The sequence below is a fragment of the Erythrobacter sp. CCH5-A1 genome (genome assembly GCF_001557115.1).
Classification (GTDB): domain Bacteria; phylum Pseudomonadota; class Alphaproteobacteria; order Sphingomonadales; family Sphingomonadaceae; genus Erythrobacter.
In genome coordinates, this window is record NZ_LSKQ01000305.1 from 1 (window position 1) to 22,309 (window position 22,309).

Genomic DNA, 22,309 nt, shown 5'->3' on the forward strand with positions numbered 1-22,309 from the left:
TTTTTTACGCGTCATGCCCCGGCGCACGAAAAAGCGATGCAGTCCGGCGACAGAGACCACCAAACCCATCTCGACCAGGGCCAGACGCAACTCCTCAAGTTAGATGTCCTTGCGTGACTCCCAAAGCACCAGGATGTCGGCTGCTCGCTCCTCGATCCGCCGGGAACGCATATCACCACCGTGTGACCTGGGAGCAAAACTGCCGGTTGCACGGCGCTGGCCGAACCAGCGGATCGCTTTCGATGGCGCAATGCCAAACCGAACCGCCGCTGCGCGACAACCTAACCACTCATCAATCGCCGCCAAGACGCGAACCCGCAAATCCATCGAAAGAGCCATCCAGGCCGGCCTCCTTCACCAGCATGGATTCTGATGATGTGGACGCCCCCGCACTGACCGGCAGTTGCTATGCGGCTGGTTTCTACAGCAGGAAGAGGAGCGTTCACGATGATTACGACTATTGGATTGGATCTGGCGAAGAGCGTATTTCAGGCTCACGGTATCGACGAGAGCGGTGTCACGGTGCTGGTGAAGAAGCTGCACCGCAAACAGATGCTGCCTTTCTTCTCGAAGCTGCCGCCTTGCCTGATCGCGGTGGAGGCGTGCGGAACGGCGCACTATTGGGCCCGCACGCTTTCCGCGATGGGCCACGAGGTCCGCCTGATTCCGCCATCTTATGTCAAAGCCTTTGTGAAGCACGGCAAGAGCGACGCGCTTGATGCCGAGGCGATTTGCGAAGCGGCGCAGCGCCCCACCATGCGGTTCGTGCCGATTAAGACGGTCCAGCAGCAGGGCATTCTCATGACCCATGGCGCCCGGTCCCTACTCGTGCGCCAGCGCACCATGCTTGCCAATGCCCTGCGCGCGCATCTGGCGGAACTGGGCTTCGTCGCCAACCCCGGTATCGCCAACCTGGCAAAGCTGGCCGATCAAGTGATGGCCGACAAGGCGGCGCTGCCGTCCGATGCCCGAGCAGCGCTCGAGATGCTGATCCGCCAGATTATGGCAGTCAGCGGCGAGGTTGCTATGCTCGACCAACAACTCATGGCGTGGCACGCCGAAAGCGAAGCCAGTCGCAGGCTTGCGGCGATCCCCGGTCTCGGGATCATTACAGCGATGGCCATTGCTGCGACTGTGACCGATGCGGAGCAGTTCTCCTCGGGCCGGCAGTTCGCAGCATGGCTCGGACTGACACCGCAGCAGCATTACACTGGCGGCAAAACCAGACTTGGCGGCATCTCCAAGCAGGGCGACCGATACCTGCGCCGATTGCTCGTGGTCGGGGCCACCGCAGTCATGCGCCACGTCAAAGATAAGCCCACGCCGATGGCGAACTGGATCAGGAAGCTCTCCGAGAAAAAGCCTTTCCGGCTCGTCTCGGTGGCGCTTGCCAACAAACTCGCCCGGATCGCTTGGGTCGTGCTGACCCGCAAGGAGGCCTATCACCCCTACGCGCATCTGACCTGATCGCGCCAGGTCACCCGAAATGGTAATGGCAGTCGATGATGAGTGAAGATCGAGCCAATGGTGAGACCAACCCGTCTGATTCAATGCGCTTCAAAGCGCGGGAGCCTGTTTAGGGACCTCGCCGGCGGATTTCGATCAGGGCCAGCGGCAGTAAGAATGCCGCACAAAGAGGCCGGACATATGAAAGCATCCGATCAAACCCGTCCCGACAACAATGCCTTTGCCAAGGGGGCGTCCACATATGAATCACAAATCAGCCGCCATGGAAATCCCCTTCCGATTCATCTCGGTCGAAAACCGCTCTAAAGCGCGCAGTTCCCGGCGAACACGCTGGCGACCTCAGGCTCGGGTGCCAATTCACGGTGGGCCCGCGCCGAAAGGCGTTACTGCCGCCGCCCATCCGGCCTAGATCGAGTCGTGCGCTAGACGGACGAACGCTTCTGCGCCGGACCAAAGAACGGCGTGGGGAAAGCGCCGCAAGCGCTACGCTCTTGTCACCATGTGCCGCAATACGACGCCCATCACTCCCATCTGCGAGCGCCGGCACGAAGCGAAGTCCGGCGACAACATGGGTGGTTCGCTGCCGTCCGGCATCGCCGATTCTGTTGGAGTGCCCGTCAAACCCAGCCATGGCCGTTCCGGGGCCGTCCACCCAAGCATGATATAGTGAGCTGGCGCGTCATCGACGATTGGCCAGCGAAGAACCAAGTTACCGATGCCGAATTTGCTGTGTTCGAAGCATGGTTTGGCGACGTTTTTGACGAGCTATTCGGCCCGGCCTGACCACTCATGAGCCCGTCTTTTGCTTCTGGAACTCATGCACTTAGTGCCTCAACGGAGTATATGGGGCACAGTCAAGGCTGTGACATGCGGGCTTCATGAACACGGCAGTCATACCGCCGTGACCATTTCTGCGCGCTGGCACAGCAAGTCGAGGTCAATGACGGCGAGGTCCGCATCATGGGATCGAAGTCCGATCTATTGAGGGCACTTGCCGCCGCAGGCGATTCGGGAACACCGCCGGGCGCAGTGCCCAGCTTTATTCCAAGGTGGTGGAGCAGGATGTAAACATGTCTGGCCTCGGTAACCAGAAGAAGTCAGACCGCGCGACCGCTTGCCGCGCCGCTACGGTGCTCATCGATATAATTGGTAAATGAGGTCGCCGTTGTCCGGGTAACCGAGCGACGGCGACCTCGGCTGGATCAGGAAGCTGCGATCATCTTGCGGCATTCCTCGGCACATTTGCGGCATGCAGCTGCACAAGCCTGGCAGTGATCATGAGCATGTTGTCCGCATTCAGCGGCACAGCTTTCGCATACCTCCGCACAAAGCGCACAAAGCTGCTTGGCGAAGCTGCTTTTGCGCGCGACAAAACTAGCCGCGAGGCGGCAAACGGCTGCGCAATCGAGCGTGAGCTCGATGCATCGCGTCATGGCCTGAACATGATCTGACCTAAGACATGAGACTGTGCAAGTATCGCAGGCATCTGCGCAGGCGTTGCATGCGGCAAGGCAATCGAGATGGTTGTTCGACATCATCTTTCTCCAAATGAGTTGAGACCTTTGTCAGGTCGTTTGGCGTTCTACGCTCCGGACTACGGTCCCGGGTCAATGTTCGATTTTTGGGAATTTTTTCTGATCGCATTTTGACGAAGATCAATGATCCAGATTTCCCTTGACCTATGACCATGGTCGAAGGTGCATAAGCCCGTTCGGTGCTGCGATCAGACATGGACCATGCGCCTTCTCGCCCCGACGTATGTCTGCCCAAAGTGCTGATTATCTGTGCATGATTAACGGTTTAATCGCTGGCTGCGACAGCGGCGGCGGCCTTTTTTGAAGGAGCAAAGTGACATGAAGAAAATTTTCGCATCCCTGCTGATCGGCGCCGCGCTGATCAGCGCTTCACCGTCGATCGCCCAGGGCATGGGGCATAGCTTTTTCATGCGCGGACACGTCGTCGCGATGGAGGATACGGGCCCGGTGATCTGCATCGGCAAGGCCGACGGTGCGCAGACCGGTCAGGTTCTGGATGTTTACCGGGTTGAGTACCGGCACGCGCACAGACCCGAGCAGACGAGTTACAAGCGGGTGAAGGTTGGCGAGGTCAAGATCACCGAGATCATCGATGATCATTTTGCTCGCACGCAGGTGACTGACGGCAAGCTCAAGGAGCACGACATCGTCGAGCTCAGCCGCAAATGAGCAGTGAGCGGGGCAACGCAGGCCGGCGGCTGCCCCGCTCCAGCCCAAGATGGATGCATGGCCCCAAAGAGACGATGCCTACGGGTCTGGGAACAAGCGAACCCATCTGAAAGGAGCCGCAAATGCAAGGTTACACCATCGGGGCGCTGGCTTCAGCATGTGGCGTGCGGCGCGACACCATTCGATATTATGAGCGCTCTGGTCTTTTGCCTGAACCCGACCGGACGGCCTCCGGCTATCGCATCTATGGGCGCGACGATGTCGAACGGGTCAACTTCATCAAGACCGCGCAGATGCTCGGGTTTACACTGAGCGAGATCGTGCTGCTGTTATCGTTGCGGCACTCTCAGGCCAAGTCTGCTGCCGAGGTTGTCGAACTGACAGAAAAGAAGATCCGCAGCCTGTCAGACAAGCTGTCGCAGCTCCGAACAATCAAAAGAGCTCTTGCTCAGCTTGTTGCGGATTGTCCTGTGGATGTGCCTGTCAGTGACTGCCCGATCCTCGGGTATATCGCCCATCCGCAATCCCGTCGCCAGCTCACGCAGCGGCCTGAAAACCCCCATCAGCAGGTTGCTGGCTAACCTAGCCGCAAGGCGTCTCCCGCGCACGGCCTTGGTCAGCCAGCGCTGCTCAACGGCGAAATCCCATTCAGAAGAAAGGAACGATCATGACTTTGCTAAGCCCCAAATGGACCCCGATTGTATCGGCGCTCGTGATTACTGCAGCGCTGGGTGCCTGTAGCCCGGCGTCAGAGGCCGACAACGTCGCTGCCACCAACACCGATACCAGCATTCGGGAAGACAACCCGTCAGAAGTCGCCCGCGAAATGCACGATCAGATGAACGAGGGCCAGGCCATGCACGATTCCATGCAGGATGGAGCGATGCCCACTGACCAGATGGGGCCGGACGGCGCCCACGGCCACGCGATGAAGGGCATGGGGAACAAGCCCGCTCCTGAGCCTACGCCCAAGGACAAGGCGGATCCGATGCCAATGAGCGACATGTAGGCAATTGGGCCGGCAATTGGCGTGACATGAACTTCGTTTTCGCAAAACGCCCGGCGCGGATACTCCTCATTGCTGCTGCAGCTGTCATAGGCTCGGCGGCAGCCGCGCAATCTGTCGGCAATCACGCCGCGCACCATCCCGATGGCACAGCCGCGTCGGCGAGCGCGGAGGGGCCAGTGGCCGAGTCTGGCGTTCCTACTCAATCCAGCATGAGCCGCTCGAGCCCCATGAGCGAAATGATGGAACAGATCACAGGCGGCGAGAGTCAGCTGAGCCAGCAGTTCAGCAGCTATTCCGCTTTTCTGGCACTGCCCGAACTCGATGAGGCTGCGCGAAAGGATGCCGCCGCGCAAGCGAATGCGCGACTCCACCGCGGCTTGAGCATTGCCAGCGAGATCACAAGCAAAGCCCATGGTCCGGAACAGCCTGACGGGATTGAGATGGCCAACCAGCTTCGCGAGGCAGCGACGCTGATTGAAAGCGGATCGGCCATGATCGCCGTACTAGCAGGCCAAAAAAACAGCGACAGCGCGGCGAATGACTGGTTTCGCAAGGAGACCGGGCTCACACCCCGCGATGCGAGCACTTCGAACACCGGACGGCTGTGGGGCCTTGCGCCGGGACATTGGCTGTTCATGGCAGCTACCCTGCTCGCATTGGGAGCGCTGTTAGCTCTGCAGATGCTGCGGCTACGCCGAGTCAAGGCACTTGTCGCCCCGGTTCCGCACGCAGGCCAGATAGCCGACTTGACGAGCCCGGCACCGGTCGCCCCAGGCCAAGATGCCGCCAGCCAGCGCATCTCGAGCCCTGCAGACTGGCCGACACGCCAACCGGATTTGTCTGGTCTTGCCGCCACAGGCAAAACTCGCCCCTGGAGCGGCGAGCTGCGCGTCGCCCAAATCTTCAACGAAACGCCGACGGTCAAGACCTTCCGCTTGGTGCTCCCAGGCTCGGATCGGCTTCCTTTCGACTTCCTGCCCGGCCAGTTCCTGCAAATCGAAGTATCGATGAAGGACGAAACCAAAGCCAAGCGGTCATACACGATCGCCTCTTCACCGACGCAGCGCGCCTATGTCGAATTGACCATCAAGCGCGAGACGCAGGGCGCTGTCTCACGCCATCTGCACGATAACGTCACAACCGGCGACCGGGTTCAAATTGCAGGACCATTCGGCCGTTTTACCTTTACCGGGAGCGATGCTGAGAGCATCGTTCTGATTGCCGGCGGCGTCGGCATCACGCCGATGATGTCGGTCCTGCGCTTCCTGACCGATACGGCCTGGCCCGGCGAGATTTTCTTCGTCTACGCAGCCCGCTCGACCGACGAATTCGTCTTCCGGGGGGAGATTGAACAGCTCGAGCGCCGCCACCCCAATCTTAGTGTCTTTGCATCGATGGAACGATCGCCGGGAACGGTCTGGCATGGAGCCAAAGGACACCTCACCCGCGAGTTGCTTGAAAGCGCGGTTCCCAAAATCGTCGGACGGCGCGTCCATCTGTGCGGGCCACCGCCAATGATGGCCGCCATGCGCGAAATCCTGATCCAGATCGGGGTGCCCGAGGCGCAGATATTCAGCGAGGCGTTCGGACCCGCTTCGCTGCCAATCGATGAACCTGGCGAGCAGAGTGCCGCGCAGGCGGGACCCCCGCCCGCTGCGTCGGCCCGTGCACGGTTGGCGGCAACAACGGTAACCTTCTCGGTAGCCGGCGTTTCCGCGCCACTCCACACCAACGAGACGATCCTTGAGGCTGCCGAAACCGCCGGTGTTGAGATCCCCTATTCGTGTCGGGTCGGCGAATGCGGGGTTTGCGTTACCCGCCTGCTAGCAGGGGAAATCGCGATGGAGATCGAGACCGGTCTCGACCCCGACGACAAGGCACAAGGCTATGTGCTCGCCTGTCAGGCACGTTGCACCCGAGGTCCATTGGTGGTGGAAGCCTGATGCGCGAGCGCGGCGACATCTTGATGACCTTGGCGGCAGCCTTCGTGCTTCTCTTTCCACTCGGCTTCGTGGTTCACGCGTCGCCGCGCTTTCCCGGCAGTCTGGCGGGAAGCTTGAACGGGATCGCGGCTGCGGTGCTGATGCTCGTTCCTCTCGTCCATGTCGCCGCCCGGCGCATCGGCCGGTTCGGACGATGGCTCGATCAAAGGATTCAAAAGAGGACTTTGCTGGCGATACACATCTATGCGGGTGTGGCGGGGCCGATCCTCGCACTTGTCCACGCGGCACACAAGTTCGAGAGCCCGCTCGGCATCGCACTGACCGGCACTGTCATACTGGTCGTCTGGAGCGGGTTTGTCGGTCGTTATTTCCTGGTCCAGATCACAAGAGCCGTCCGCGACCGCACATCCGAACTTGCAGCGCTCCAGTTGGGACTCGACGCGGATCGTCCAAGAGCCGTGCCCATTGCAGGCGGAGGTCGAGCGAAAAGCAAAGGTTGGCGGTTCTTGTTCGCCCCGGCCGACGAATTCGAGCCCGCCGATATCGCTGATGCCAGACGACGTGCCGAGGCTCTTGCCGATGCCGAATACGCCGTGCGCGCCGAACGCGCGGCTGCCGGCCTGTTTGGGGGATGGCGAGCGATCCATGTCGTCACCAGCACACTTCTCTATGCGCTGCTGCTGCTCCACATCTGGGCTGGCTATTATTTCGGGTTTCGCTGGCTGTGAATGGCGCGCGCCTCCTCTACGGCATATATGCCCTGGTACTGGCGATGCTCGTCGTCATCGTCTCGCTGACGACCCATTCCGCTGGAAGCCGCGCGATTGCAGGTTGGACCGCGCTGATTGAACCTGGACCCTTGTCGCCCGCTCACGCCTCGCTTCGGCGCAATTGCGAATCCTGCCACACACCGCACCAAGGCGTTGAGGCGCAGAAATGCATCGCCTGCCACATCCAAACCGATTTCGGGACCAAGGCGTCGACCCGTTTTCATGCCAAAGCGAAAGAGTGCACAAGCTGTCATGTTGAACATGACGGGGGCGCGAGCCTTGCTCGCATGGATCATGAGGCCTTGCTCGATCCAGACCTTTGGCGCGGTCCGCTTCGGCCCCGAGTTGCACGCATCTCGAAAACACATTCAGAGACCACGGACGCGCTCAATTGCGTAAGCTGCCATGCGGCGCGCGATCGGCATCAAGGTTCGTTCGGCAAGGACTGCCAGAATTGCCATGCTGTGGCCGAATGGAAGATCGATGCCTTCAGGCACCCGTCTGTCAACTCACGCCAGTGCGCCGGATGCCACAAGGCACCGCCCAGTCACTTCATGATGCACTTCGAGATGGTCTCTCAGCGCGTTGCGAGGGAACGCGCTCCGGTCAATCAATGTGTTGCATGCCACACCACCGACAGTTGGAACAACATCCGTAATCGTGGGCTGTACGACCATCATTGAGCAGATGGTGCTGATCGCAGGGCCTCCCGCCGGCCGAAGCAGCGGTGAGCAGCCCGGAGAAGGATGCGCGGCTTTAACTCGCAAACTAAGAGAAGAGATCGAATAGATTTGACACGTTTCGCATCCACGCCGATTATGAATGTGTGAGGCGGCTTTTCTCCTTGATGATGCTTGTCGGAGCGTTGGTGGGTCTCCTGGGCCAGGAAACCGCGTTCGCGAACAGCATGCCCCTGACCTGGGCTAATCAAAACGCTGATGCTGGCGCGATGGATCCTGTTTGCGCCGAGATGATGGGGGTCGCTCAACCGGATAAGCCCGAAAAGCCCTGTGAAGGCATGACGCTCGAATGCGTTGCGAAGATGGGCTGCGCTGTGCCGGTGGCTCTGGTTCCTTTACTGCCGATCACAGAGCCGATGTTGTTTCACGCCTGGATTCCAGCGCGAAGGCCTGTCGCCACGTTGACAGGTCGCATTATCGGTCCTGAGCCCGAGCCGCCCACAAATCTTGCCTGAGCCGAAGTGTAGCGCTGCGGGCCCGTCTGCTTGCCTGCGCGCGGTCAAATCGTTCAAGCAAGGAAATACTCATGAAGACAAGACTTTTGCTCGCCGCTGCGATAGGGCTTCTAGTCCCCGTCTCTGCCGCTTCCGCCCATGCGCCTGAAGGCGGCCATTGGGAATGGCGCTCCCGCTCTCAACTAGGGCCGAGACCGACAACGCCGGCGCTTGTCCGCGTATGGATCAGCGATGACGTGGCGAAAGCCGCCGCGTGCAAATGCTCCGCGATGAAGGCTGATACATCGGGATGCACGATGGACATGTCCGGCAAGGCCCGGGTTCCCTCAATCGGCTAAGGCCGTTGCCTGGCCGATAACCAGAAAATGACTGGCCGGGCACGCGGCGTCGGCGGAGGTATCTTCTCCGTCGGCGCCGCGTCAGTCCGAGCCCGGCCATCTATATCGGCACGGTAGCCTCCACGAGGAGAGCTTCATGCAAACAATCCATTACCTGCCTCTTTTGGCACCATTTCTCGCGGCAGTGTCTGGTGCGGCGCTTGCCGAACCGCTCTCCTTCGAGGCGGCAATCGAACGTGCCACGCGCGATGCACCATCGATCCGGGCTGGCGTATCCGGCGTCGAGGCAAGTCGAGATGCGGCGGTGGCCGCAGGGCGCTTGCCCGATCCGAGCCTCAACCTCGGTATCGACAATTTTCCGGTCTCCGGCCCGCCGGCCTATAGCTTTACTGCAGATAGCATGACGATGACGCGGATCGGGATCGAGCAGCCATTTCCCAATCCGGCCAAACGCAGTGCGCAGCGCACACGGGCAATCGCGGACATTGGCATGGCCGAGGCTGAGCTGGCGATTGAGGCTCAGAATGTTCGGCTCGCGACCGCACTTGCGTGGATCGATCTCCATTACGCCAAGCGGCAACTGGCACAGCTGAAGCAACTCGACGAAGCTCTGAACGATCTTCAGTCGACCGTCTCTGCCCGCTTGGCTTCAGGCTCTGCTCGTCCAGCTCTGGCGCTGGAACCCGAGCAGTTGCGTGCCGCCGTCAATGATCGGCGCAGTGAACTGGCCGCAGAGGTCTCGCGCGCACGCGCCCAGCTGGTCCGCTTTACTGGTGATCCTACTGCCGATGTCATGGGCGATCCTCCTGTTTTCGCCATAGACCGCAATGCGTTGACTAAAGATATCTCGTTGCTTCCACGCCTGAAGGCGCTAGATGCCGGGATCACCGGCGCTGAAGCCGATACCGGGCTCGCCCGTGCTGACAAGCATCCCGACTGGCGGATTGGCGCAAGCTACGGCCGCCGTGACCCGGCCTTCGGCGATATGGTCTCGGTCGGTGTGAGTATAGATCTACCGCTGTTCGCCAAGCGTCGGCAGAACCCCAGAATCGCTGCCAGCCTTCTCGGCGAGACGCGGGCGCATCTGACGCGGGTCGCCGCAGAGCGAGAAATCCTCGCGTCACTCGAAACCGACCTTGCAACTCATGCCATGCATGTTGAGCTTGTGGCGAACGCACAAAAGGTGCTGGTCCCACTCGCCAAGCGCCGGGCTGAGCTCGACCTGGCGAGCTATGCGGCTGGCAGGCTCGACCTGGGCAGCGCGCTCTTGTCATCGCTTGCTCTCGCAGAAGCGGAAGTCGACGCGCTGGCGCGCGAAGCCGACGCGGCCCGCGACGCTGTGCGGATCAGCTACACCTATCGAGGAGTCAAGCCATGACAATGAACCCGAAAAATACCGCGCGATGGGCTGCGGCATTTCTGACAGTTGCATCCATTGCTGGCGTTGGCGGGTTCTGGTTAGGGAAGCGTGACCCCTCACAACGCAGTGATACGAGCGCGGCGCAGAACGGCCGCAAGATCCTCTACTGGTACGATCCCATGGTGCCGACCGAACGCTACGACAATCCCAACTCGCTCTCTTCGATGGGAATGAAGACCATCCCGAAATATGCCGATGAAGTTCCGGACGCAGGGCCAGGTGTGCGCGTGGATGCCGATGCGAGACAAAGTCTCGGAATGCGCGTCGCAACTGTGACATTTGGCTCTCTCCCATCGGGCCTGACGGTTACAGGCACGATCGATTTCAATCAGCGCGATATTGCTATTGTCCAGTCGCGTTCGAGCGGCTTTGTCACCCGCGTCTACGCCCGTGCCGCGGGCGATGTGATCGGTGCGGGCGCACCGATTGCCGATCTCCAGTTACCCGAATGGGGCGGCGCGCAAGGCGAGTTTCTGGCAGTCAAGCGGCTCGGGCAGGAAGACCTCGCCCACGCAGCCAGGCAGCGTCTGAAGCTCATGGGCATGTCAGATGCACTGATCAATGAGGTCGAGCGAACCGGCCGAACCAACGGAGCTGTGACTATTCGCGCACCAATTGCTGGTGCGATACAGGCGCTTGACGTGCGTGAGGGAATGACGGTCGCGGCAGGGCAGAGCCTTGCACAGATAAGCGGGATCAGGACAGTGTGGCTTAATGCCGCAGTGCCGGAAGCGCAGGCGAACCTCATCCGTATTGGTCAAGGAGCAAGGATAGCACTCAGCGCCTTCCCTGGTGAGAGCTTCACCGGCAAGGTCACAGCGATCCTGCCGATCACGCAGCCCGACAGCCGCACGATGACCGTGCGGATCGAGCTTGCCAATCGTGGGGGACGCCTGCGCCCAGGCATGTTCGCAAGTGTCAGTTTTGACGGAGACAACAGGTCCGCGTTGCTTGTCCCGAGAGACGCTCTGATCCGCACCGGTGCGCGAACGCTCATCATGCTGGCCCTTCCCGATGGCCGGTACCGCCCCGCTGAAGTTCGTACCGGGCGGGAGAGCGGCGACAAGACAGAAATTGTTGCAGGACTGTCCGCTGGCGAAAAGGTCGTAGTCTCGGGTCAATTCCTGCTCGATTCCGAAGCAAGTCTCGCTGGTGTCTCTGCCAGACCCATTGGAGATAAGCAGTGATTGCCGCGATCATCCGTGCCGCGATCAAGCGGCGCCGCATAATTATCGCCGCCGCGCTCGTTCTGGCTGTCGCGGGAATTGTATCACTGCGCAACACACCGGTCGACGCCCTGCCCGACCTGTCCGATGTGCAAGTCATCATCCGAACATCATGGCCGGGGCAGGCCCCACAGATCATCGAAAATCAGGTCACCACGCCCGTCGCCTCGACCATGCTCTCGGTGCCCGGCGCGCGGGTGGTGCGCGGCTATTCATTCACCGGCGACAGTTTTGTCTACGTCCTCTTCGATGACGGGACCGATCTTTACTGGGCGCGCAGCCGCGTACTCGAATATCTCAGCCAGGTGCAAAGTCGTCTACCGGAAGGCGCAAGCGCATCTCTCGGTCCGGACGCAACAGGGGTTGGCTGGGTCTATGAATACGCGCTCGTTGACAAGACGGGGCGGCACGATTTGTCGCAACTCCGGTCACTGCAGGACTGGTTTCTTCGGTACGAACTGAAGACCGTACCGGGTGTTGCCGAGGTCGCCAGTATCGGCGGTATGGTGAAGCAGTATCAGGTCGTGCTCGATCCAATTAAGCTTGCCGCCTTTGGGGTGACAAGTGAGGATGTCGTTGAAGCTCTGAAGCGGGCCAATCAGGAAACTGGCGGATCGAGCATCGAGCTGGCGGGCGCAGAGTATACGGTGCGTGCAAGCGGCTACCTCAGATCGATCGAGGATTTCCGCGCCGTGCCGATCCGCACCGCCGCTTCCGGCGTACCGGTGACCGTGGATGATGTCGCCATCGTCCAGCTTGGGCCTGAAATGCGGCGCGGAATTGCGGAACTCAATGGCGAGGGCGAAGTCGCCGGGGGCGTGATTGTCATGCGTCAGGGCCAGAATGCGCGCGATGTGATCAAAGGTGTTCGCAGCAAACTCGACGAGCTCACAAAGAGTCTGCCTCCGGGCGTCGAAGTGGTTACCACCTATGATCGTTCTGGCCTGATCGACCGCGCAATCGAAAACCTGACTGCGAAGCTGATTGAGGAGTTTATTGTTGTCGGTTTGATCTGCGCGCTGTTTCTCTGGCACGCGCGCTCCGCGCTGGTAGCGATCCTCACGCTTCCGCTGGGCATTTTGATGGCGGTCATGGTGATGCGCTTGCAGGGCCTCAATGCCAATATCCTGTCATTGGGCGGCCTTGCCATCGCGATCGGCGCGATGGTCGATGCCGCGGTCGTGATGATCGAGAACGCGCACAAGCATCTTGAGCACTGGCGTCACGAGCACGAGGACACAGAGCCTGACACGACGACGCGTTGGGCGCTGATTACCACTGCAGCCAGCGAGGTTGGTCCCGCGCTGTTCCTCAGCCTCCTCATCATCACATTCTCGTTCTTGCCGATCTTCGCGCTGCAAGGCCAGGAAGGCCGCCTGTTCGCGCCGCTTGCTTTCACAAAAACCTATGCCATGGCCGCCGCGGCGATACTGTCGATCACGCTTGTTCCGGTGCTGATGGGCCTGCTCATCAAAGGCAGGATCCCGAGCGAGGAGGAAAATCCGCTTAACCGTTTTCTTGCCCGCATGTACCGCCCCCTGATCGACTGGGTGCTCAGGCGCCCGAAACAGACCTTGCTGATCGCCATGCTGGTTTTCGCCACCAGCATTTGGCCGGCTTCTCGAATTGGAGCCGAGTTTCTGCCACAAATGGACGAGGGCGACCTTCTCTATATGCCCTCGGCACTGCCCGGCCTTTCGGCAGCTGAGGCTGGCCGTTTGCTCCAGCAGACCAACCGGCTGATCAAGACCGTGCCCGAGGTTGAGAGTGTTTTTGGAAAGGCCGGCCGTGCTGACAGCGCAACCGACCCTGCCCCGCTCGAAATGTTCGAGACGACGATCCGTTTCAAATCCCGCGACAAGTGGCGAGCAGGCATGACCCCTGAAAAACTTCGCGATGAACTTGATGCGAGGGTAAAAGTGCCAGGCCTTGCAAACTTCTGGATTCCGCCGATCCGTAACCGCATCGACATGCTGGCCACCGGGATCAAGAGCCCGATCGGGATCAAGGTTGCCGGATCGAACCTCACTGAGATCGACCAAGCCGCAAAGCGCATCGAGACGGTGGTAAAGGGCGTGCCGGGTGTCTCATCTGCGATCGCAGAACGGCTTTCTGGCGGGCGCTATATTGATATCGATGTCAACCGCGCCGCCGCTGCGCGTTTCGGCCTTAATGTCGCAGACGTTCATGCCGTGGTTTCGGGCGCGATTGGCGGCGAGACCATCGGTCAGACGGTCGAAGGGCTTGCTCGTTACCCCATCAGTGTACGCTATCCGCGCGAAATGCGCGACAGTGTCGAAAAGCTCATGGATCTCCCGGTGCTTACTCCCTCAGGCCAGCAAATCACGCTCGGCACGGTTGCAGCTTTGCGAATAAGCGATGGACCGCCAATGTTGCGTAGCGAAAACGGCCGGCCGGTCACCTGGATCTATGTCGATGGGACCCAGAGCGACATGCAGCAGCTGGTGGGAGACATCAACCGAGCCTTGACCACGAAGGTCACCTTGCCGCCAGGTGTCAGCGTATCGTACACTGGCCAGTATGAATTTCTGGTCCGCGCCAAAGAGCGAATGAAGCTGGTCATCCCCGTCACGCTCGCAATCATTTTTGCTTTGCTCTACCTCACGTTCCGCCGTTGGGACGAGGCGCTGTTGATTATGGTCACGCTCCCCTTTGCACTCACCGGAGGGCTGTGGATGCTCTACTGGCTCGGCTACAACCAGTCAGTTGCAACTTCAGTGGGCTTCATCGCACTCGCCGGCGTTGCGGCAGAGTTCGGAGTGGTGATGCTGATCTACCTGAAACAGGCACTCGAGGCGCCTGCGTCTGGCGATGTTGCTCACGCGGTGCGCGAAGGCGCATTGCTCCGGGTGCGGCCGAAGGCGATGACGGTTGCGGTGATCCTCGCAGGCCTTCTGCCGGTCCTGATCGGGAGCGGCACCGGGTCAGAAGTGATGAGCCGCATCGCTGCACCCATGGTCGGCGGCATGCTCACCGCTCCGCTGCTTTCGATGCTCGTCATCCCGGCAGCTTATCTGCTGATGCGCCGACGTTCTGTTCATCTGACCCTACTCGAAGGAGAAGTTAAGTGAAGAAAGCCCTTATTTTTGCATCCAGCCTTACGCTGATGGCCGCCCTTACCGCTTGTCAGGAGAAATCGGACACCACCGCAGCTGTCCCGAGCGGCAACACCAAGTCAGGCGATATGGCTGACATGCCTGCCGCCGGAGCAATGCAGCATGGTGTCGCGGTCGGTACCGTCACCGCCATCGATGCCGCCAAGGGGGCGATCACGCTTGATCACGGACCGATGAGCGGCGTGGAGTGGCCCGCCATGACTATGGAATTCACCGCTGAACCAGAGCAACTCGGTGGGGTCAAGGTGGGCGACAGGGTGGATTTCGAGATCGATTGGGATGGCAAGGTAGGGCGGATAACAAGGATATCCGCACAAAATCCGGCCGTCGAATAGGGTTGAGCTTCAGCGGTCTGCAAATGGTCGCTTGGAAAATAACGGACCAGACCAGGATTTCGAAGAAACCTGCCAGAGGCTGGCGGCTGCAACGGCCATGCATCTCCGGCGAGTTCTTCTGGTGCCTGTGCTGGGTTATTCCGCATGACACCCGGGCTGATGCCTGCTAGAAAGCCGTGTGCTGTTTCTCTCGCGTCTCATTCTGACACTCGTATTGTCAGCGCTCGTTACGAGCGTCACCCTCGAGGCCGGGGAACTGCCGGGTGCGCCGGCGTCAGAGTGCGCCGCTGAATTTCATGACGAAAAGAGCAGCGGGAGCGAGCAGGGCACGGCTGACAAGGCCCTCCCCCATCACCACGGCATTTGCCATTGTCCGGCGATCCAGGCTCCAGCTGATATCGGCGTTGCGCCCCGATTTGGCTCGCTTTCAGTGCCGCTGTTCGCGCGCTCCACGCCTCCGCTTGATTCTAGCGCGCCCGAACCGGGCCTGAGGCCACCAAACGCCTGACACATGACACTGGCCGGAGTTTCCGGCCGAGGTTATCTGTCAGGAGAATTCCCAATGAAGATCGTGCGAGCAGCCGTTCTGGCTGCTGCGACCTGTGCATCAGTGGTGCAGGCGCAACCGCAAGGGGATACGCAGGTTATCCCCGCTGCGAAGGTATTTACTCTCAAGGAAGCTGTCGCGGCTGCCGGCGGCGCAGCACCGGCTTCCGAGGCTGCAGTAGCTGCAGTTGAGGCAGCAGAAGCAGGCCAAAGGTTGGCAGGCTTGCGCCCCAACCCGGTGGTACAAGTACAGGTAGAAAACATCGCTGGTTCCGGGCCTTACCGCGGCTTGAGAAGCGCTGAAACCACCATAGGCCCCGCGATTCCCATCGAGCTCGGCGGTAAGCGAAGCGCCCGCGTCGCCGTAGCACGGGCACAGCTGACCCGCGCGGAGATCCAGCAAGCGATCACTGCCGCCGATGTCAGGCTGCAGGTTACTCAACTCTATGTCGAAGCAGTAGCGGCCGAACGGCGTCTTGCCACCGCGAGAGACCAGGCCCGGATTGCCAACGATGCACTGCGCGCGGCAGGCATAAGGGTGCAGGCGGGACGAGCCTCGCCTCTTGAACGACAACGTGCAGATGTTGCTGTTACCTATGCGGAAGCCAATGTTGAACGGCAAGCTCGTCTGGCTGAAGCAGCCCGGATCAATCTCGTGCGCCGGATCGGGCAGCCTATCAGTGGCATACTGGATGAATCGGTGCTCGACATCCTCCCGGGTACAAATGTGTATGGACCGGCTGTGCCGGTGGACCCATCTGGCACCCTTGCCCTCGCAGCAGCAAACGCCGATTTCACGATAGCCGAAGCCGGCGTGCGGCTTGCCCGCGCAAACCGGGTCCCTGACCTCAACGTCGGCCCCGCTATCCGCCGCCTTGAGGCGACCAACGATCTGGCTGCGGTATTCACTGTCACTATCCCGATACCGGTTTTCAACAACGGGCGCGCGGCAATCGCTCAGGCGACTGCGCAGCAAACCCAAGCTGATGCTCTCCGCCGCTTGACGGCCCTGGATATCGAGCAAGCGATCACTGATGCGCAGGCCGAGGCGGCCAATGCCGCCACCACGGCGCGCGCGGCGGCAGGTCCGGCGTTGGCCAGCGCGCAGGAAGCCGCGCGCATTGCACGGATCGGTTACCGCGAAGGCAAGTTTGGACAGCTCGAATTGCTCGACGCCGAACGCACCCTTGCAGAGACGCGGGTCGCAGCGATCGATGCACTTGCCGCCTATCAGAATGCCCGAGCGCAATTGGAGCGATTGACCGCCCGTGCGCCCAATGCGGAGTACTAATCATGAAGAAGCATTATCTTGTTGGAGCGACGATCAGTGCGCTCCTTTTGGCAAGCTGTGGTGGCGCAGATCCATCCAAGGAGCAGACTGGTTCTGGTTCTGCAGACGCGGGCGCTGAAGCCGACCATGCCAACGAAGGGCAGGTGACCCTCACGGCCGAGCAGATTGCTGCAGCGGGTGTCGAGGTGGGCCGGCCCATCGTTGGCGGCGCCGGCACGATCGAACTACCGGCTATCGTTGAAGGTGATCCGCAAAACACCCAGGTGGTTTCAGCGGCCATCGGCGGGCGTGTAGTGGCGCTGACACGCAATCTCGGTGAGACGGTCGGGCGCGGTCAGACAATCGCCGTAATCGAAAGCCGCGACGTCGCCCAGATGAAGGGCGAGGTCGAAGCCGCTCGGGCGCGCCTTGCTCTGGCCAATTCGAACCTTGCGCGAGAGCAACGGCTGTTTGACGAAAAGGTCTCGCCCGAACAGGATCTCATCACCGCTCGAACGGCTGCAACGGAAGCACGCATCGCGCTGACGCAGGCACAAAGCATGGTCTCGGCTGCGGGTGTCGGCGGCGCCGGCCTGAACCGGCTCGGCATCACAGCTCCGATTTCAGGCCAGATCATCGGCCGTCCGGTCACGCTGGGGCAAACGGTTGCGGCCGACGCCGAGCTCTATCGAATCGCCAATCTGGGTCAGGTGTCGATCGCGCTGAACCTCAAGCCTGAGGATGCCGGGCGGGTTCGGCCTGGCAATCTGGTGACTGTGAGGGCGGCGGGGCGCGAAGCGAGCGCCCGCATCACATTCGTCTCGCCAGCTCTCGACCCCCAGACGCGCCTCGTCCCTTCGATTGCCACGCTCAACAATCGCGGCGGGCAATGGCGGGTTGGCGAGCCGGTCATGGTCGCCATAGAGCTCACGGGCAGCGGCGGTAGCGGCGCTATCCGCGTGCCATCAACAGCGGTCCAAAGCCTCGAAGGGAAAACGGTCGTTTTCGTCCGCACCCCCACCGGCTTCAAGGCAGTCCCGGTTCAACTAGGCGACGCATCGGGCGATACCGTGATCGTCAAGTCTGGACTGAAGGGTAACGAACAAATCGCCACCACCGGAAGCTTCACGCTCAAAGCCGAAATCGGCAAGGGCGAAGCCAGTCATGAGGATTGAGCCATGATCGCCCGCATCGTTACATGGGCGGTCGAGAAGCGCTGGCTCGTCCTGCTCCTCACCGTCATTGCCGCCGCCATTGGCGCATATTCCCTTTACCGGCTGCCGATTGACGCTGTTCCGGATATCACCAACAACCAGGTGCAAATCAACGTCCGCGCGCCCGCGCTGTCACCCGAACTGGTCGAGAAGCAGGTCTCCTTCCCGATCGAAACGGCGCTCGCCGGGACCCCGGGTCTTGAATACACAAGATCCCTGAGCCGCAATGGCTTTGCCCAGATCACGGCCGTATTTTCCGACACCACGGACATCTACTTCGCGCGCCAGCAGGTGGGGGAACGGTTGCAGGGGGTGCAGGAAAACCTCCCCGACGGTGTAAACCCTGAAATGGGACCGATCGCGACTGGCTTGGGCGAAGTGTACATGTACACGGTCCGGCTAGACCACCGCGATGACGACCAGCACAAGCCGGGCGAACCGGGCCAGCAGCCGGACGGTAGCTATATCACGCCCGAGGGCGAGCGGCTGACGACCGAGGTCGACAAGGCGACCTATCTGCGAACGGCACAGGACTGGATTGTCACGCCTCTGCTCAAAGGCACCCCAGGCCTTGCCGGCGTCGATTCGATCGGCGGCTATGCCAAGCAGTTTCTTGTAGTGCCCGATGTGCAGAAGCTGGCCTCGCTTGGCATATCCCTGACCGAACTTGGCAATGCGTTGGAGCAGAACAACACCAGCGTGGGCGGCGGCTTTGTGAACCGAAACGGCGAAGGTCTGGCGGTGCGTTCCGACGCACTGATCCGTAATGCCGCTGAATTGGGAAGAACCGTTATTGCGACGCGCAATGGCGTGCCGATCACGGTCGAGCAGGTGGCCACCGTCAAGACGGGTCAGGCTATCCGCATGGGCTCAGCGTCGGAGAACGGAACCGAAGTTGTCGTCGGCACCGCGATCATGCGGATCGGAGAAAACAGCCGCATTGTGTCGACAGCGGTCGCCGAGAAACTCAAGACAATCAACGCATCCCTGCCCCCGGATGTGGTGATCCAACCCGTCCTCAATCGCACCGAACTCGTCAATTCAACGATTTCAACGGTTGCCAAGAACCTGTCTGAGGGCGCTTTGCTGGTCATCGTCGTGCTCTTCATTTTGCTCGGCAATTTCCGGGCAGCGCTGATCGCTGCCTTGGTGATTCCGATCACGATGATGTTGACTGGTTTCGGGATGCTGCGTGTCGGCGTGTCGGCCAACCTGATGAGTCTCGGCGCACTCGATTTTGGCCTGATCGTTGATGGCGCCGTTATCATCGTCGAGAATGCCTTGAGGCGACTTGCCGAGCAGCAGCACCACGAGGGACGTCTCCTCAGCGTCAAGGAGCGATTGGCAACCGTCGCCTCTGCTGCCCGTGAGATGATTAGGCCATCTGTCTACGGGCAGGCCATCATTATCCTCGTTTACGTCCCCTTGCTGACCCTGACAGGCGTCGAGGGCAAGACCTTCGTGCCTATGGCGCTGACCGTCATCATCGCCCTCGCCTTCGCGTTTGTTCTCTCACTCACATTCGTTCCGGCGATGATCGCAATCTGGCTGTCCAAAAAGGTTGAGGAGAAGGATGGCCGCATCATCACATGGCTCAAGCAGCGTTATGAGCCTGGCCTCGAGCGGGCGATGAAGCGCCCGACGGTAACGATCGGAGCCGGTGTCGCCAGCCTCGTGATGGCGGCACTGGCGTTCACAACCCTCGGCTCGGTGTTCCTGCCGCAGCTCGATGAGGGCGATCTGCTGATCCAGTCGCTGCGTATCCCGGCAACGTCTGTCCAGCAGAGCCAGGCGATGCAGGTGCCGATCGAGCGAATGATGTCGAAGCAACCTGAGGTCGCGTTCGTCTATTCTAAAACCGGCACGGCCGAACTTGCTTCGGATCCGATGCCCCCGAATGCAACCGACATGTTCGTGATCCTGAAACCGCGTGAGGAATGGCCCAACCCTGAGCTTCCGAAGGAAGAGCTCGTAAGCCGGATCGAGAGCAATCTTTCGAAGATTCCGGGCAATGCCTACGAGATTACCCAGCCCATCCAGATACGGTTCAATGAATTAATCGCCGGCGTTCGCGGTGACATAGCAGTCAAGGTCTTCGGCGACGACTTCAACCAGATGAACCGGACCGCCGAGGAGATTGCCGCGGTGCTCCGCCGAACCGAGGGCGCAGCTGACGTGAAGGTCGAGCAGACAACCGGTCTTCCCATGCTCGACATTCGCGTCAATCGCGACGCAATGGCGCGGCTCGGGGTCACGTCTCAAGACGTTCAGGATACGGTGACAGCAACGCTCGGTGGCCGGGTTTCCGGGCAGATCTTCGAAGGCGATCGCCGGTTTCCGGTGGTGCTGCGTCTCGCGGAGACCCAACGCTCGGACATCAGCGTGCTGGAGCAGGTTCCTGTACCTGTCGCGGGTGGCGGTAGTGTGCCGCTTTCCAGTGTTGCCGACATCCAGGTGGTCGACGGACCCAATCAAATCAGCCGCGAGAATGGCAAGCGGCGTGTGGTGGTCCAGGCCAATGTCCGCGGCAGGGACGTAGGATCGGTTGTCGCCGATGCCCAGGAGGTCATCGCGAAGGAGATTCGCTTGCCAGCTGGTGTCTATCTGGAATGGGGAGGTCAATTTGAAAACCTCCAGTCAGCAAGCGAGAGACTGAAGCTTGTCATCCCGGCCTGCTTCATTCTGATCCTGGTGCTGCTTTACGGCGCATTGGGTTCGGCCAGAGATGCAGCGATCGTGTTCACTGGCGTGCCCTTTGCGCTGGTTGGCGGTGTCTTGCTGTTGTTCGCACGCGGAATGGACTTCTCCATTTCCGCCGCCGTTGGCTTCATCGCGTTGTCAGGCATTGCTGTGCTCAATGGCCTGGTCATGGTCAGTTCGATCCAGGATCTGATCCGCTCTGGGATGTCCCGGGAGGAGGCGGCCTATGTGGGAGCCATGCAGCGCCTGCGACCAGTCGTGATGACAGCCCTTGTTGCGAGCCTGGGGTTCGTTCCGATGGCGCTGGGCGCCGGCGCCGGTGCTGAGGTCCAGAAGCCCCTGGCAACGGTGGTAATCGGTGGCTTGATCTCGGCTACCCTGCTGACACTGTTTGTCCTGCCGACGCTTTATGCCCGGTTCGGCCAGAAGACCATCAGACAGCCCGAACACTACAATGAGGCGTTCGAAGGCGCCGACCACGGGCAGACTATCGTGGAGACGTCGTCATGAAAATCCAGCGGGGCGGTCGGTGATCGCCCCGCTTACCCTTGTCGCAACTGCACAGGAGGCCCGATTGTCAGGTTCGGCAGCGATGTCCTTCAGCAGTTCAGAGACCCAGAGCCAGCCTATGCGGAAAGTCATGCCTTTGATTTCTATCGTTGCCATAGCGGCGGGCTTTTCAGCGTGCTCGGGCGATCCGGAGCAAATGCCGACATCGGAGCGAGATATCCACGCGTCGCAGATCCAGGACGGGTCCGCCCCATCGGGTCGACACCCATACCAATGTACTGATGGGCGAAGCCGGTTTGTGGACTTCAAGAACGAAGGTCTCACCATGGAAGTCCGCAAATCTTACGAAGGCGAGCCGCTTGTCCTGAATGCGCCTGCGCAGGGCTTTCAGTACCGCAGCGCTAACCTCAGTGCACATTTTCGGAACACCAATCTGGTCCTCGTCACTAGTGAAGGGGCAAAGGTTGTTTGCGAGCGAGGACGAAAAAGATGAGATTCTTGTCGATCATGAAGCAAGGTGAGCTTGGTGCACTCAAGCACCGCCGGGATCGGCTGCTGCCCCAAGATAGCACGTTGTCCGGCTGCCCTGCCCCTTGCGTACTCCGGAGCTTTGCGAGCCTCGTGGTTGGCGAGAGAAAGCCGTGATTGCCGTGAACGACAATGACAACTCGCAGGAGCGCCGCACGCTCTGGATCGTGCTGCTGCTCAATGCGGCAATCGCGGGGGGCTTCTTTGTTACCGGCGCTGTTGCAGATTCGAGCGCGCTGATCGCCAATGGCGTCGATAACCTGTCCGATACGGCCGTTTACGCGCTGAGCCTTGTAGCACTGACCCGGGGTCAGACATGGAAGACCCGCGCAGCGATGGCTTCAGGCGTCATGCTGCTGTTGTTTGCGGGGGGCATCCTGCTCGATGTCGGGCGGCGCTTTATCCAGGGGAGCGAGCCCATCGGACCGACCATGATGGTGATGGGGACTGTAAGGAATTTTGTGCTTGGCCGTTATTTGTTAGGCCAATGGGAAGCG

General features: G+C 60.6%; 17 protein-coding genes and 2 pseudogenes. 17 read left to right on the plus strand and 2 right to left on the minus strand.

Going from position 1 to position 22,309, the window contains the following annotated elements; genetic code table 11:
* A pseudogene (locus AX708_RS20145) lies at positions 1 to 339 on the minus strand (IS630 family transposase); the annotation flags it as partial.
* 108 nt (positions 340 to 447) lie between these two features.
* Between AX708_RS20145 and AX708_RS18610 the strand changes: the two are divergent.
* On the plus strand, positions 448 to 1,467 hold the full coding sequence (locus tag AX708_RS18610; protein WP_066525645.1) for an IS110 family transposase: 1,020 nt from the start codon (positions 448 to 450) through the stop codon (positions 1,465 to 1,467).
* A gap of 1,202 nt (positions 1,468 to 2,669) precedes the next feature.
* Here AX708_RS18610 and AX708_RS21405 read toward each other — a convergent pair.
* Positions 2,670 to 2,720, minus strand: a pseudogene (locus AX708_RS21405) (hypothetical protein); the annotation flags it as partial.
* 24 nt (positions 2,721 to 2,744) lie between these two features.
* Between AX708_RS21405 and AX708_RS21225 the strand changes: the two are divergent.
* The 16 genes from AX708_RS21225 to AX708_RS18690 all read left to right on the plus strand — a co-directional run.
* The gene (locus AX708_RS21225; RefSeq protein WP_230959533.1) at positions 2,745 to 2,918 is read left to right on the plus strand and encodes a hypothetical protein; all 174 of its coding nucleotides are present in this window, start codon (positions 2,745 to 2,747) and stop codon (positions 2,916 to 2,918) included.
* Between the two features lie 402 nt (positions 2,919 to 3,320).
* The gene (locus AX708_RS18625) at positions 3,321 to 3,671 is read left to right on the plus strand and encodes a hypothetical protein (protein ID WP_066525641.1); all 351 of its coding nucleotides are present in this window, start codon (positions 3,321 to 3,323) and stop codon (positions 3,669 to 3,671) included.
* 122 nt (positions 3,672 to 3,793) lie between these two features.
* Entirely contained in the window at positions 3,794 to 4,252 is a 459-nt protein-coding gene (locus AX708_RS18630; protein ID WP_066525638.1) for a heavy metal-responsive transcriptional regulator, read from the plus strand.
* Positions 4,253 to 4,338: 86 nt separating this feature from the next.
* Complete coding sequence (locus AX708_RS18635; RefSeq protein WP_067490599.1) at positions 4,339 to 4,680, plus strand: hypothetical protein; 342 nt, start codon at positions 4,339 to 4,341, stop codon at positions 4,678 to 4,680.
* A gap of 26 nt (positions 4,681 to 4,706) precedes the next feature.
* Positions 4,707 to 6,623, plus strand: a complete 1,917-nt coding sequence (locus AX708_RS18640; RefSeq protein WP_066525632.1) for a 2Fe-2S iron-sulfur cluster-binding protein — start codon at positions 4,707 to 4,709, stop codon at positions 6,621 to 6,623.
* Positions 6,623 to 7,351, plus strand: coding sequence for a hypothetical protein (locus tag AX708_RS18645; RefSeq protein WP_066525630.1), 729 nt, complete (start codon positions 6,623 to 6,625; stop codon positions 7,349 to 7,351). Before AX708_RS18640 ends, AX708_RS18645 begins: the two co-directional genes overlap by 1 nt.
* Positions 7,352 to 7,395: 44 nt before the next feature.
* Positions 7,396 to 8,076 (plus strand): cytochrome c3 family protein, encoded by a 681-nt coding sequence (locus AX708_RS20155; protein ID WP_230959530.1) that lies wholly within the window; start codon positions 7,396 to 7,398, stop codon positions 8,074 to 8,076.
* A 164-nt stretch (positions 8,077 to 8,240) separates the two neighbouring features.
* Entirely contained in the window at positions 8,241 to 8,588 is a 348-nt protein-coding gene (locus tag AX708_RS18650; protein WP_230959532.1) for a hypothetical protein, read from the plus strand.
* Positions 8,589 to 9,062: 474 nt separating this feature from the next.
* The gene (locus AX708_RS18655; RefSeq protein WP_066525628.1) at positions 9,063 to 10,304 is read left to right on the plus strand and encodes a TolC family protein; all 1,242 of its coding nucleotides are present in this window, start codon (positions 9,063 to 9,065) and stop codon (positions 10,302 to 10,304) included.
* A complete protein-coding gene (locus AX708_RS18660) occupies positions 10,301 to 11,533 on the plus strand; it encodes an efflux RND transporter periplasmic adaptor subunit (protein WP_066525626.1) in 1,233 nt (410 codons plus the stop codon). Before AX708_RS18655 ends, AX708_RS18660 begins: the two co-directional genes overlap by 4 nt.
* Positions 11,530 to 14,664: an efflux RND transporter permease subunit gene (locus tag AX708_RS18665; protein ID WP_067490601.1), complete on the plus strand. Its 3,135-nt coding sequence runs from the start codon at positions 11,530 to 11,532 to the stop codon at positions 14,662 to 14,664. Before AX708_RS18660 ends, AX708_RS18665 begins: the two co-directional genes overlap by 4 nt.
* Positions 14,661 to 15,044 carry a copper-binding protein gene (locus AX708_RS18670; protein WP_067490603.1) on the plus strand — a complete coding sequence of 128 codons (384 nt, stop codon included), beginning with the start codon at positions 14,661 to 14,663 and terminating at the stop codon, positions 15,042 to 15,044. The genes AX708_RS18665 and AX708_RS18670 overlap by 4 nt, the downstream gene beginning before the upstream one ends.
* Before the next feature lie 562 nt (positions 15,045 to 15,606).
* On the plus strand, positions 15,607 to 16,881 hold the full coding sequence (locus AX708_RS18675; protein ID WP_066525618.1) for a TolC family protein: 1,275 nt from the start codon (positions 15,607 to 15,609) through the stop codon (positions 16,879 to 16,881).
* Positions 16,882 to 16,883: 2 nt separating this feature from the next.
* Positions 16,884 to 18,035: an efflux RND transporter periplasmic adaptor subunit gene (locus tag AX708_RS18680; RefSeq protein WP_066525616.1), complete on the plus strand. Its 1,152-nt coding sequence runs from the start codon at positions 16,884 to 16,886 to the stop codon at positions 18,033 to 18,035.
* Positions 18,036 to 18,038: 3 nt separating this feature from the next.
* Positions 18,039 to 21,284 (plus strand): efflux RND transporter permease subunit, encoded by a 3,246-nt coding sequence (locus AX708_RS18685; RefSeq protein ID WP_066525614.1) that lies wholly within the window; start codon positions 18,039 to 18,041, stop codon positions 21,282 to 21,284.
* Positions 21,285 to 21,925: 641 nt separating this feature from the next.
* The coding region (locus AX708_RS18690) for a cation transporter (RefSeq protein ID WP_197426429.1) at positions 21,926 to 22,309 on the plus strand (384 nt) is incomplete at its 3' end.